This window comes from Croceicoccus sediminis (assembly GCF_007570835.1).
Lineage (GTDB): Bacteria > Pseudomonadota > Alphaproteobacteria > Sphingomonadales > Sphingomonadaceae > Croceicoccus > Croceicoccus sediminis.
Map to the genome: position 1 here is coordinate 362,726 of NZ_SUNC01000003.1, position 11,445 is coordinate 374,170.

The following is an 11,445-nucleotide window of genomic DNA, read 5'->3' on the forward strand; positions in this document are numbered from 1 at the left end:
GCCGCAGGTTCGATGCCTGCGGCCCCTTTTTCGTGCCCGAAGAGGCGGCGGCGTGTCAGCCCAGCTTTGCCTTCAGGATTTCGTTCACGATGGCAGGATTGCCCTTGCCCTTCATCGCCTTCATCGTCTGGCCGACGAAGAACCCGAACAGCTTGTCCTTGCCGCCGCGATATTCCTCGACCTTGTCGGCATTGTTCGCGAGCACCTCGTCCACCACCGCTTCGATGGCACCGGTATCGCTGGTCTGCTTCAGACCCTCGGTTTCGGCGATTTCGTCGGGCTCGCGGCCGGTCTTGAGGACGATCTCGTAGATTTCCTTGGCCTGACCGCCCGAAACGGTGCCCGCCGCCGACAGCGCGATGATCGCGGCATTGGCAGCGGTCGTATCGTTGCCCTCGTCCGCATCGTCGAGCGCGTTCTTCACGCCGGGCGCGACCGACAGGACCCAGTTCGCGACCTGAGTGGCAACGTCCTTTTCCGCCTTGCCGACCTTTTCGGCGGTGGCGGCAAGGATCGCCTCGAACCGCTGATAGACGTCGACATCGGCCGTCAGCTGGTTCGCGTTGTAGGCAGTGAGGCCAAGGCCGTTTTCGTAACGATGACGCTTGGCATCGGGCAGTTCGGGCAAGCTGTCGCGGCATTCGGCGATGAAGGCATCGTCGAGTTCCAGCGGCAGCAGGTCCGGATCGGGGAAGTAGCGATAGTCGTGCGCGTCTTCCTTGGAACGCATCGTGCGCGTCGTGCCGGTGTCAGGGTCGAACAGGCGAGTTTCCTGGTCCACCGTGCCGCCGTTTTCGATCACGTCGACCTGGCGGTTCGCCTCGTACTCGATGACCTGCATGACAAAGCGGACCGAGTTCACGTTCTTCGTCTCGGTACGCGTGCCGAATTCGTCGCCCGGCTTTCGCACCGAAACGTTCACGTCGGCGCGCATGGAGCCTTCCTCCATGTTGCCGTCGCACGATCCGACATAGCGCAGGATCGAACGCAGCTTGCGCACGTAGGCACCGGCTTCTGCCGGGCTGCGCATGTCAGGCTTCGACACGATTTCCATCAGCGCGACGCCCGAACGGTTCAGGTCGACATAGGACATCGTCGGATGCTGATCGTGCATCAGCTTGCCCGCGTCCTGTTCGACGTGAATGCGTTCCACCCCGATGCGCTTGGTGTTTTCAGGATCCTTGTCGTCCGGCGCGATGTCCAGATACCCCTCACCCACCAGAGGGTGGTAGAGCTGGCTGATCTGGTAGCCCTGCGGAAGATCGGCGTAGAAGTAGTTCTTGCGGTCGAACCGGCTCCACTTGTTGATCTGCGCGTCGATGGCCATGCCGGTGCGCACGGCCTGACGGATACATTCACGGTTGGGCACCGGCAGCATGCCGGGCATTGCCGCGTCGACAAGGCTGACCTGCGTATTGGGTTCGGCACCGAATGCGGTGGCGGCGCCGCTGAACAGCTTGGCCTGCGACGTGACCTGCGCGTGGACTTCGAGGCCGATCACGACCTCCCACTCGCCCGTTGCGCCCTGGATACGATATTCGCTCATCACTTCCACCATGCTTCAGGCTTGGCCGTGAACCCGGCGCGCTGTTCGATGGCGAGCCCTGCGTTCAGCACGCCCTGCTCGTCGAAGGCCTTGCCGATGATCTGCAGGCCGAGGGGGAGGCCCTCGCTGTTGAGGCCGGCGGGCACGCTCATCGCCGGAAGACCGGCGAGGCTGGCAGGCACGGCGAAGACGTCGTTCAGGTACATCGACAGCGGATCGCTCGTCTTGTCGCCCAGCGCGAAGGCTGCGCTGGGGCACGTAGGCGCGAGGATCACGTCGCACTGCGCCCAGGCCTTTTCGAAGTCGCGGGCGATGAGCGCGCGAACCTTCTGGGCCTGGTTGTAGTAGGCGTCGTAGAAACCGGCGCTCAAAACGTAAGTGCCGATCATGATGCGGCGCTTGACCTCTGGCCCGAAACCGTCGGCTCGGGTGGCGGCATACATGTCCTGCAGCCCAGCCCCTTCGGGAAGGTCGCGAAGGCCGTAGCGCACACCGTCATAGCGGGCGAGGTTCGAAGAAGCCTCTGCCGGGGCGATGATGTAATAGGCCGGAAGCGCGTATTTCGTATGCGGCAGAGAGATGTCGACCACCTCTGCGCCCGCGTCCTTCAGCCACGCGATGCCGTCGTCCCACGATTTCAGGATTTCGGGGTCCATCCCGTCCATCCGGTATTCGCGCGGAATGCCGACCTTCTTGCCCTTCATGTCGGGGTTGAGGCCCGCTTCCCACTCGGGAACCGGCAGGTTCAGCGAAGTCGAATCCTTGGGATCGAATCCTGCCATCGCCTCAAGCATGATCGCGCAGTCGGTGACGTCGCGCGCCATCGGACCTGCCTGGTCGAGCGAGGAGGCGAAAGCCACCACGCCCCAGCGCGAGCAGCGGCCATAAGTCGGCTTGATGCCCGAAATGCCGGTAAAGGCCGCAGGCTGGCGAATCGATCCGCCAGTGTCGGTTCCTGTCGCCGCCGGGCACAGCCGCGCCGAAACAGCAGAGGACGAGCCGCCCGACGAACCACCGGGGGCGAGATCGGCGTTACCGCCGTCCTTGCGCCGCCACGGGCTGATCACGTTCCCGAAATAGCTCGTCTCGTTCGACGAACCCATGGCGAACTGGTCAAGGTTGAGCTTACCCAGCATCCCTGCGCCCGCGTCCCACAGCTTCTGCGACACGGTCGATTCGTACTGCGGCACGAAGCCTTCAAGCATGTGGCTGGCCGCCGTGGTCTGCACGCCGTTGGTGGCGAACAGGTCCTTCATGCCAATCGGCACGCCGCCCATCTTGCCCAGGTCTTCGCCCTTGGCCCGCTTGGCATCGACGGCCTGCGCGGCCTCGACGGCCTTTTCGGGCGTCGCGACGATGAAGGCGTTGAGCTGGCTGGCCGCGGCGACATTGGCGTTGAACGCTTCGGCCACTTCGACGGCGGTGAAGTCGCCGCCTGCAACACCCTTGCGGATGGCGGCGACGGTGAGTTCGGTAATTTCGGTCATTATTCGATCACCTTGGGCACGCCGAAGAAACCATGTTCCGGCGCGGGAGCATTGGCGAGAACCTTTTCGCGCACACCGCCGCCGGTCAGCGGGTCGGCGTCGACGATATCGTCTCGCAGGCGGAGCGTGTTGGGAATCACCGCCGTCATCGGCTCTACGCCGGTGACGTCGACTTCACCCAGTTGTTCCACCCACTCCAGGATCTGGTTGAGTTCAGGGACCATCGCGTCGCACACCGCGTCATCCATACTGATGCGCGCCAGCGAGGCGATCTTGGCGACCGTTGCTTTATCGACAGACATGGCGCGCGGGTTAGCGCGCGCCTGTGCCCTTGCCAAGCGGGAGAGTGGGCCTTCGCCCCTCTCCCACAAAAAATTTATTGGGCCGGGGTGCCTTCGGGGGCACCGGGCATGCCGGGCATACCACCAGGCATTCCGGGCATGCCGCCCATCTGCTGCATCTGGCGCTGCATCTCTTCCAGCTGCGCCTGGGTGCGGAAGTCGATCAGTTCGACCGTGAAATAGAGGTCGCTGTTCGCCGGGATGGAGCCCCGCGCCTGCGCGCCATAGCCAAGCTGTGCGGGAATGAAGACCTCGTAGCGGCCGCCCTTCTGCATCTTGGTCAGTGCTTCGGTAAAGCCGGGGACTACGCCGTTCACCGGAAAGGGAACGCGGTCGCCCGAATCGAAAACCGTGCCGTCGGCAAGGCGGCCTTCGTAGTTGACGAGGACGATGTCCTCTACCGCCGGGCTCGGCCCCTCGCCGGCCGACAGGGTTTCGACGGTGACGCCTTCGTAGCTGGTGGCCCAGGCAGCGCCCGCGGCCAGCAGGATCGCGACGATCACGCCCAGCCAGAGCTTGCCCAGAATGCCCTTGCCGATCGGCTGCAGGGGAACGCGGGTGACTTCGGCCATGATCGTCCTCTTCGATTCGCCCGACGCGGGCGGTTAGGCAGGTGCCGGACAGCAAAAGGGCGCCCGACGAGTGTCAGGCGCCCCTTTGGCTCAAGCAGAGGGGCGCGGCAAGTGCCTTTGCGCCCGCAATGCCATCAACGGTCGTTCTTAACGAACGCCGTCGCGTTCCATGCGCTTACGCTCCAGCTTGCGAGCGCGGCGAACGGCGGCGGCCTTTTCACGGGCGCGCTTTTCGCTCGGCTTCTCGTAGTGGCGGCGCAGCTTCATTTCGCGATACACACCTTCCCGCTGCAGCTTCTTCTTGAGAGCGCGGAGGGCCTGGTCGACATTGTTATCGCGAACCATGATCTGCATAAAAAGCTTCTACCTCAATTTCCGTTATGGCGGCGGCACTAACCGACAAATGGCTGCCGCGCGCGTTGACTACAAATGCAAGAAGGCCGAATCCCAACAACGTGAATCGGGACGGAATCGGCCAGACCGGCGGCGCGGCTAGCAGCCGAAGCTGTGAAAAGCAAGCGCGCAGGCACTTTCGAACGTTGCCTATATAACACAGTCAGCTACCCTTTCGCAAATCGCACCGGCCTTGTAGGGAGCGCCGATGATCCTTCCCAATGCCCTGCCTGCATCGCTTCTCGTCGCCATCGGCGGCGGAACCGGTGCCTTGCTGCGCTTTCATCTCGGACGCGTGGTGGGCAAGCTGTTCCCGCTCGCGGCCACCGCCTTCCCGTGGGCGACGCTGGCGGCCAATGTCGCCGGTTCGCTGCTCATGGGCCTCCTGGCCGGCTGGCTGGCCCGTCACGGCGCCGACAAGAGCATTGGCGCAGAAGGATGGCGCCTGCTGCTGGGCGTGGGCCTTCTGGGCGGGTTCACTACTTTTTCCTCGTTCAGCCTCGAACTCGTGCTCCTTTGGGAACGCGGCGCACCGGGCCTTGCTTTTACCTATGCGCTTGTCTCGCTGGCCGCGGGCGTAGCCGGTCTTTTCCTCGGCCTTACAATTATGAGAGTCGCCGCATGAGCGATAACGAAACCGAAGTCCGCCAGTTCATCGTCGGTCGTGACGATGATGGTGTGCGCCTCGACCGCTGGTTCAAGCGGCACTTGCCGCAGATCGGCTTTGCCACGATCAGCCGCTGGGCCCGCACCGGACAGATTCGCGTCGACGGCAAACGGGTAAAGCCCGAAGACCGGCTCGAACCCGGACAGCAGATCCGCGTGCCCCCCGGCGGGGCCGCCCCGTCCAAGGGCCCGCGCCAGCGCGTACCCCTGACCGAGGAAGAGCTGGAGCAGGCCGACGCCATGCTGCTCCACCGCGACCGTGCTGCCATCGTGCTGAACAAGCCGCCGGGCCTTGCCACGCAAGGCGGCACGGGGACGAGCGTGCACGTCGACCGCCTGCTCGACGCCTACGTCAATTCCGAACGCGATCCGCGCCCGCGCCTCGTCCACCGGCTGGACAAGGATACCTCGGGCGTCCTGCTAACCGCAGCGACACCGGGCAGCGCGGCGTTCTTTTCCAAGCGATTCTCGGGCCGGTCGGCCAAGAAGGTATACTGGGCGCTGGTCGTGGGCGTTCCCGACATCGCGGCGGGCACAATCGACCTGCCGCTGGCGAAACAGCCCGGCACCGGCGGTGAGAAGATGATGCCCGACGACGAGGGGCAGCCCGCCAAGACACGCTATCGCGTGGTCGACCGGGCGGGCAACCGTGCGGCATGGGTGGAACTGGAGCCGCTGACGGGCCGCACCCACCAGCTTCGCGTCCACCTCGCGGCCATCGGCCATCCCATCGTGGGCGACGGCAAGTACGGTGGGCAGGCCGCGTTCCTGACCGGATCGATCAGCCGCAAGATGCACCTGCACGCGCGCCGGTTGATCATCGACCATCCCGACGGCGTGCCGCTGGACGTGACGGCGGCCCTGCCCGAACATTTCGCGGCCAGCATGGAACAATTGGGTTTCGACGAGGCGATGAGCGATGCGGAACCGGAAACCGGCCCGCCCCCGCCCAACCGCGAGGAAAAGAAACAGGCCGCCAGGCGCCACGCCAAGACCGTGCGCAAGGAACGCCGGGGCGAACGCCGTTCGCGCACGACTTCGCCGCCGCGCGGCAAAGACACGGGCAAGAAGGGAACGGGCAAGCCGGGCGGTAAAAGCGCGGGTAAACCGGGCGGCAAGCCAACTGGCGCGAAATCCGGCAAGCCGGCTGCACGCGGCAAACCGGGCGGCACCGGACCTGCCAAACGCGGTCCGGGGAAAGGGCGCAAGTGAGGCGACTGGCGATCTTCGATTGTGACGGCACCCTTGTCGACGGACAGGCCAATGTCTGCGTCGCAATGGAGGAGGCCTTCGAAGCCACGGGCCGCACGCCCCCGTCCCGCCCCCTGATCCGCCGCGCGGTCGGCCTGTCGCTGCCGCAGGCGATGGCCATGCTACTGCCCGACAGCACGGCGGAGGAACAGGACGTCCTTGCTGAACGCTATCGCCTCGCCTTTCGCAGCCACCGCGATGCGGGCAAAGTCTACGAACCCCTGTTCGAAGGGATGGAAGACCTGCTGCGCCATCTGCACGGCACTGGCTGGACCCTGGCGGTGGCCACCGGCAAATCGGATCGCGGGCTGTACCACTGTCTTGCCGAACACGGCATTACCGACCTGTTCGCCAGCCTACAGACCGCCGACCGGCACCCCTCGAAACCGCATCCCGCGATGATCGAGCAGGTCCTGCGCGAAACCGGTCACACCGCCGAAGAGGCCGTGATGATCGGCGACACGACTTTCGACATCATCATGGGCGAAAGCGCGAAGGTCCGCACCATCGGCGTCGACTGGGGCTATCACGGCGCGGACGAACTGATCGCCAGCGGCGCGGTGGGCGTTGCCCGCGACATCGGCGAACTGCGCCGCATGCTGGAAGAGGCATGACCCGCGAACGCGATCCCGCCGCCGCCAAGTGGGCCGCGATCCAGGCGATCCGCGTCTCGGGCGTCGTCCTGTTCATCTACGGCGTCGCCGCCGCCAACGGGAAAGCCCCGTGGTTTTCCGGCGCGCCCACCGAATGGGCATGGGCCCTTGCCCTGATCGGGGCGGGCGATGCCTTTCTGGTGCCCACTTTCCTCTCTCGCTTGTGGAGCAGCGACAGGTAATGAAACGCTTCTACAAGGACGTGACCACCGCCCCGGTCGAGGGCGGATGGCAGGTCTTTCTCGACGGCCGTGCGATGAAAACACAGGGCGGCAAGGCGCAAGTCGTTCCTGCCGAGGCGCTGGCAGAAGTGCTTGCGGCGGAATGGCGCGAACAGGGTGAGGTTATCGACCCCGCCGCATTCCCAATGCGCGACATGGTCGATTACGGCCTCGACCGCGTGGCGCAGGACCCATCAGAGGCGATCGACGCGATCATGCCCTACGGCGACACCGACACGCTTTGCTATCGCGCCGACGAAGGCGATTCGCTGCGCCAGCGTCAGGACGAAGCGTGGGAGCCGATGCTGGCCGCGGTGGAGGGTGAGCATGGCGTGACGTTCGCCCGCGCCGGCGGCGTGCTGCATGCCCCGCATCCCGAACAGACGCTGCCGAAACTTCGCGCGCATCTCGAAACGCTGGACCCGCTGACGCTGGTGGCGGTGCAGAACATGGCCGCGCTGGCCAATTCGCTCTGCGTGGCGCTGACGGCGCTAAAGCCCGATGCCGATGTCGAGGCGCTGTTCGGCCACGCCAACCTTGAAGAGGACTGGCAGGCCAAGCAGTGGGGATGGGACAACGATGCCCTTGCCCGCCGAGACGCGCGGCTGGCGGGGTTCAGGCTGGCGGCGGAACTGGCGCGGCTGTTGCGCGGCTAACGGTTCAGCCGATCACCCAGGCGGCGACTTCGCCCGCGACCGCATTGGCAGCTTCGTTCATCGCAGGGGCGACGAAAGCCGCGTCTGCCGGAAGGCCATCGACGCGGTTCACGAAACGGCGCTGACGCACCGCGCCGTCGGGCGAAACCGCGATCGCATCATAGATGATCGACACGGAGGAGGTCCGCGCATCGTAACCCGCCTCCACCAAGCGGCCATAAAGGCGCGTACGCACGGCAACGCCAGGGTCCTCTCCGCTGATGACGAGACGGCCGGTATTGGCGCGGATCGTTTCGGCCAGCAGCCCCTGGAACAGGCGCGCAGGCCGGTCGATGTACGTCGCATCCTTGAGGTAGGCGACACCCGAATCGCTGACCTGCACCGGTACGCGGTTCACATCGAGCCGGTCCTCGACTTCCGGTTCGAACACCATGATCGCATCGGTAACCTCGCCGCCCGCGCCGGTGCCCGCAGGGGCGACGACGGTTGGCGTGAACGTGATCAGCTGTTCGGGCACCTGGTTCTTGGGTCCGATGCTGACGCAGCCTGCAAGCAGCGCGAAAAGCGCCAGCGGGGCCATGATCTTGCGGGTCATCTGGTGGTCTCCGTTCACGGCTCGTAATCGGGCAGGGTCTGTCCGCCGATCAGGCCGCCTGCGCCGCTGTCATCAATCTTTTCGGTGATGTTGCGAAGCGCGCGTGTCGTGCTGCGCAAGTCGCGAATCGCGGCTTCTGCGGCAGGGATGGTGGATTCCGAAAGCTGCTGTGCTGCCGGGCGGGCATCCTTCAGCGTGCCTTCAAGCTCGTTCGCCGCGCGTTCCGCCGCCGTCAGCGTGTCGCGCATCTGGTCTGCCAGCGAAGCACCCTCGCCATTGATCAGCTGATCGGTAGAGGCCGCGACGTTCTGGAATTCGGCCAGCGTCATGTTCGCCTGCCGCAGCGTTGCCTGCAGCTCGCTCATCGTCGCCTCGACCTTGGGGGTCACGTCGGCAAGATCGCGGGTCATGCGGTTGGTGTTCGACAGGATGCCCTCGATCGATTCCTGGTTCTTGTCGGACAGGACCATCGTCAGGCGTTCGGTCAGGGTGGCCAGCCGCTCCATCAACAGCGGCGCGTTGGCCAGCAATTCGCCCAGCCCGCTTCGTTTCGTGGGAATGACGGGCACGCCCTCGGGGCCGATCTTGGTCAGAAGCGGCGCATCCTTGTCCGTCCCTTCGAGCTGTATCGTCGAGACGCCGGTAAAGCTGCCCTGGATATAGGCGGTCGTCAGCGTGGTGACCGGCACGTCGGATTCGATCGAGATACGAACGCGCACGAACTGCGGGTCCTTTTTCCAAAGCTCGATCCGCTTCACCTGCCCCACCGGAACGCCGGAAAAAGCCACTTCCGATCCGCGGGCAAGGCCGCTGACCGATTGTTCGAAGAAGATGTCGTATTCGGACTGCGAACCTTCGTTAAGCCGTGCGATCCAGATGATGAATGCGGCAAGGACCGCCAGCAGCGCCAGCGTTACCGCACCCACCCAGAGATGATTTGCCCGCGTTTCCATGCGCCCGGTCTATGCCCCGCCCTTGTTGTCTTTGTCCATCGCGCCGCTCATCGAACGTGTATGGGTTTCCTCGGCCGCACGTCCGCGCGGGCCATTGAAGTATACCTGTATCCACGGGTGATCCAGCGCCAGAAGCTCCGGTATCGTGCCCACGGCGATCACTTTCTTGTCGGCCAGCACGGCCACCCGGTCACAGATGGCGTAAAGCGTGTCGAGATCGTGCGTGATCAGAAAAACGGTAAGTCCCAGCGTGTCGGCAAGTTCCCGGGTCAGACGGTCGAACGCCGCCGCGCCGATCGGGTCGAGACCCGCGGTCGGTTCGTCGAGGAACAGCAGTTCGGGGTCCAACGCCAGTGCGCGTGCAAGACCTGCACGCTTCTTCATGCCGCCCGAAAGCTCTGACGGATACTTGCTCGTCGCCTCTTCGGGCAGCCCCGACAGGCGCACCTTGTAACGGGCGATTTCCTGTCGCAGTTCGTCGGATATTTCGGGATAGAACTGCTTTAACGGCACTTCGACGTTTTCCGCCACGGTCAGCGTGGAGAACAGCGCCCCGCCCTGGAACAGCACGCCCCAGCGGCTGCGAATGTCGATGTCCGAGTCTTCCTCGGCATCCGTGATGGAATCGCCCAGCACCTCGATACTGCCTTCTGACGGGATCTGCAGTCCGATGATCGAACGCATCAGGACCGACTTGCCGGTGCCCGACCCGCCGACGACGCCAAGGATCTCGCCGCGTTTCACCTTCAGCGAAAGATCCTCGTGCACGACCTGCGGACCGAAACGGTTAGTCAGCCCCTCGACCACGATGGGAAATTCGCCAGTGAATTCCGGCGGGGCCGAATGGGCCTCGCTCTCGGCCCGATCCATCAGTTCCCCGGCGCGCTGCGAACCCATCACGCCCACCCGATTTCAGTGAAGAACACGGCGAAGAAGGCATCGAGCACGATGACCATGAAGATCGCCTGGACCACGGCCAGCGTCGTGCGAAGGCCAACTTCCTCGGCGTTTCCGGACACCTGCATGCCCTGGTAACACCCGCTCATCGCGACGATCAGTCCGAAGACCGGGGCCTTGACCAGCCCGACGTAGAGATCGGTCATCGGCACGACTTCGCGGATACGCGACAGGAAGGTCCAGAACGGAATGTCGAGCGCAAAATTGGCGATGAATGCGCCGCCGATGATGGCGATGACCGCCGAATAGAACCCCAGAAGCGGCATCATCAAGACCGCGGCCAGGATGCGCGGGACGACGAGGCGTTCGATCGGGGAAACCCCGATGGTGCGCATCGCGTCGACCTCTTCGGTCAGCTTCATCGTACCGATCTGCGCGGCAAAGGCGCTGCCCGAACGGCCCGCGACCATGATCGCGGTCATCAGCACGCCCAGTTCGCGCAAGGTCAGGCGCCCGGTCAGGTTGATCGTGTAGATTTCCGCCCCGAACTGCTGCAGCTGCACCGCGCCCTGCTGGGCGATGACGATCCCGATGAGAAAGCTCATCAGCCCGATGATACCCAGCGACGACACGCCGACCAGTTCGATCTGGCGAATGAGGGCAAGGATCGGAAACCGGCGCGGATGACGGATCAGCGCGCCGAAAGCGAAGACGGTCGTACCCAGAAAGCCGACCATGTCCTTGACGCCGACCAGCATGTCGCTGACCTTTGTGCCCACTGCCTCGGGCACGCGTTCCAGCAAGCGCGGGCGCGGCGGCGTGATCGCGGCGGTGTTCTCTGCCGCTTTCACTGCCTCTATCAGGCGGCCGGCCTTGTCGGTGGCGCCGGTGATCTGCGCATCCATGCGCGTGGCAGCGCGCCAGACCGTCCACGCGCCGACGGTGTCGATCCCGGAGGCATTGCCGATATCGATGGCGGCGATGTCGTCAAGTTCGCGAAGGCGCGCGTCGAGCGGGGCGATACCGGCAATCGTCAGCGGCCCGCTGACCCGCAGGACAGAGCCGCCTTCCCCTTCAACCAGTTCAAAATCCGCCCATTCGCGCATGATAGGCCTCATGGGCGAAAATCTGGCTGGCGACAAGCGCCAGTACACCTGACCTGCCATGCACGTCCCGAGCGGGGGCAACCATAGGGCGCACACCCTCTTGCCGAT

General features: G+C 64.6%; 14 protein-coding genes. 5 read left to right on the forward strand and 9 right to left on the reverse strand.

Annotation, left to right across the window (positions count from 1 at the left end):
- Positions 1-55 precede the first annotated feature (55 nt).
- From gatB to rpsU, 5 genes are all read right to left on the reverse strand, one after another.
- Complete coding sequence (gene gatB, locus FAX90_RS12330; protein ID WP_144097700.1) at positions 56-1,546, reverse strand: Asp-tRNA(Asn)/Glu-tRNA(Gln) amidotransferase subunit GatB; 1,491 nt, start codon at positions 1,544-1,546, stop codon at positions 56-58.
- Entirely contained in the window at positions 1,546-3,033 is a 1,488-nt protein-coding gene (gatA, locus tag FAX90_RS12335; protein WP_144097701.1) for an Asp-tRNA(Asn)/Glu-tRNA(Gln) amidotransferase subunit GatA, read from the reverse strand. Before gatA ends, gatB begins: the two co-directional genes overlap by 1 nt.
- The gene (gatC, locus tag FAX90_RS12340) at positions 3,033-3,335 is read right to left on the reverse strand and encodes an Asp-tRNA(Asn)/Glu-tRNA(Gln) amidotransferase subunit GatC (protein ID WP_144097702.1); all 303 of its coding nucleotides are present in this window, start codon (positions 3,333-3,335) and stop codon (positions 3,033-3,035) included. The genes gatA and gatC overlap by 1 nt, the downstream gene beginning before the upstream one ends.
- Before the next feature lie 74 nt (positions 3,336-3,409).
- Positions 3,410-3,946 carry an FKBP-type peptidyl-prolyl cis-trans isomerase gene (locus FAX90_RS12345; protein WP_144097703.1) on the reverse strand — a complete coding sequence of 179 codons (537 nt, stop codon included), beginning with the start codon at positions 3,944-3,946 and terminating at the stop codon, positions 3,410-3,412.
- A 147-nt stretch (positions 3,947-4,093) separates the two neighbouring features.
- Positions 4,094-4,300: a 30S ribosomal protein S21 gene (gene rpsU, locus FAX90_RS12350; RefSeq protein ID WP_066766390.1), complete on the reverse strand. Its 207-nt coding sequence runs from the start codon at positions 4,298-4,300 to the stop codon at positions 4,094-4,096.
- 247 nt (positions 4,301-4,547) lie between these two features.
- Between rpsU and crcB the strand changes: the two genes are divergently transcribed.
- From crcB to FAX90_RS12375, 5 genes are read left to right on the forward strand one after another with little or no spacing between them, the layout of a single operon-like run.
- Positions 4,548-4,964, forward strand: a complete 417-nt coding sequence (crcB, locus tag FAX90_RS12355; protein ID WP_144097704.1) for a fluoride efflux transporter CrcB — start codon at positions 4,548-4,550, stop codon at positions 4,962-4,964.
- A complete protein-coding gene (locus FAX90_RS12360; RefSeq protein WP_144097705.1) occupies positions 4,961-6,217 on the forward strand; it encodes an RluA family pseudouridine synthase in 1,257 nt (418 codons plus the stop codon). Before crcB ends, FAX90_RS12360 begins: the two co-directional genes overlap by 4 nt.
- Complete coding sequence (locus FAX90_RS12365; RefSeq protein ID WP_240704892.1) at positions 6,214-6,870, forward strand: HAD-IA family hydrolase; 657 nt, start codon at positions 6,214-6,216, stop codon at positions 6,868-6,870. The genes FAX90_RS12360 and FAX90_RS12365 overlap by 4 nt, the downstream gene beginning before the upstream one ends.
- On the forward strand, positions 6,867-7,091 hold the full coding sequence (locus FAX90_RS12370) for a hypothetical protein (protein WP_144097706.1): 225 nt from the start codon (positions 6,867-6,869) through the stop codon (positions 7,089-7,091). Before FAX90_RS12365 ends, FAX90_RS12370 begins: the two co-directional genes overlap by 4 nt.
- On the forward strand, positions 7,091-7,786 hold the full coding sequence (locus tag FAX90_RS12375) for an ATP12 family chaperone protein (RefSeq protein WP_144097707.1): 696 nt from the start codon (positions 7,091-7,093) through the stop codon (positions 7,784-7,786). Before FAX90_RS12370 ends, FAX90_RS12375 begins: the two co-directional genes overlap by 1 nt.
- 4 nt (positions 7,787-7,790) lie before the next feature.
- Here FAX90_RS12375 and FAX90_RS12380 read toward each other — a convergent pair whose 3' ends face one another.
- From FAX90_RS12380 to FAX90_RS12395, 4 genes are read right to left on the reverse strand one after another with little or no spacing between them, the layout of a single operon-like run.
- Positions 7,791-8,381, reverse strand: coding sequence for an ABC-type transport auxiliary lipoprotein family protein (locus tag FAX90_RS12380; RefSeq protein ID WP_144097708.1), 591 nt, complete (start codon positions 8,379-8,381; stop codon positions 7,791-7,793).
- Positions 8,382-8,395: 14 nt separating this feature from the next.
- Positions 8,396-9,334 (reverse strand): MlaD family protein, encoded by a 939-nt coding sequence (locus FAX90_RS12385; protein WP_144097709.1) that lies wholly within the window; start codon positions 9,332-9,334, stop codon positions 8,396-8,398.
- Between the two features lie 9 nt (positions 9,335-9,343).
- Positions 9,344-10,204 carry an ABC transporter ATP-binding protein gene (locus FAX90_RS12390; RefSeq protein WP_144097871.1) on the reverse strand — a complete coding sequence of 287 codons (861 nt, stop codon included), beginning with the start codon at positions 10,202-10,204 and terminating at the stop codon, positions 9,344-9,346.
- A 26-nt stretch (positions 10,205-10,230) separates the two neighbouring features.
- Positions 10,231-11,337, reverse strand: a complete 1,107-nt coding sequence (locus tag FAX90_RS12395; RefSeq protein WP_144097710.1) for an MlaE family ABC transporter permease — start codon at positions 11,335-11,337, stop codon at positions 10,231-10,233.
- Positions 11,338-11,445: the final 108 nt, after the last annotated feature.

What these genes read in the sequence shown, in the direction of transcription:
- gatB (WP_144097700.1), bottom strand. Translation starts at nt 1,546, where the DNA reads ATGAGCGAATATCGTATCCAGGGCGCAACGGGCGAGTGGGAGGTCGTG.
- gatA (WP_144097701.1), bottom strand. Translation starts at nt 3,033, where the DNA reads ATGACCGAAATTACCGAACTCACCGTCGCCGCCATCCGCAAGGGTGTT.
- gatC (WP_144097702.1), bottom strand. Translation starts at nt 3,335, where the DNA reads ATGTCTGTCGATAAAGCAACGGTCGCCAAGATCGCCTCGCTGGCGCGC.
- FAX90_RS12345 (WP_144097703.1), bottom strand. Translation starts at nt 3,946, where the DNA reads ATGGCCGAAGTCACCCGCGTTCCCCTGCAGCCGATCGGCAAGGGCATT.
- rpsU (WP_066766390.1), bottom strand. Translation starts at nt 4,300, where the DNA reads ATGCAGATCATGGTTCGCGATAACAATGTCGACCAGGCCCTCCGCGCT.
- crcB (WP_144097704.1), top strand. Translation starts at nt 4,548, where the DNA reads ATGATCCTTCCCAATGCCCTGCCTGCATCGCTTCTCGTCGCCATCGGC.
- FAX90_RS12360 (WP_144097705.1), top strand. Translation starts at nt 4,961, where the DNA reads ATGAGCGATAACGAAACCGAAGTCCGCCAGTTCATCGTCGGTCGTGAC.
- FAX90_RS12370 (WP_144097706.1), top strand. Translation starts at nt 6,867, where the DNA reads ATGACCCGCGAACGCGATCCCGCCGCCGCCAAGTGGGCCGCGATCCAG.
- FAX90_RS12375 (WP_144097707.1), top strand. Translation starts at nt 7,091, where the DNA reads ATGAAACGCTTCTACAAGGACGTGACCACCGCCCCGGTCGAGGGCGGA.
- FAX90_RS12380 (WP_144097708.1), bottom strand. Translation starts at nt 8,381, where the DNA reads ATGACCCGCAAGATCATGGCCCCGCTGGCGCTTTTCGCGCTGCTTGCA.
- FAX90_RS12385 (WP_144097709.1), bottom strand. Translation starts at nt 9,334, where the DNA reads ATGGAAACGCGGGCAAATCATCTCTGGGTGGGTGCGGTAACGCTGGCG.
- FAX90_RS12390 (WP_144097871.1), bottom strand. Translation starts at nt 10,204, where the DNA reads ATGGATCGGGCCGAGAGCGAGGCCCATTCGGCCCCGCCGGAATTCACT.
- FAX90_RS12395 (WP_144097710.1), bottom strand. Translation starts at nt 11,337, where the DNA reads ATGCGCGAATGGGCGGATTTTGAACTGGTTGAAGGGGAAGGCGGCTCT.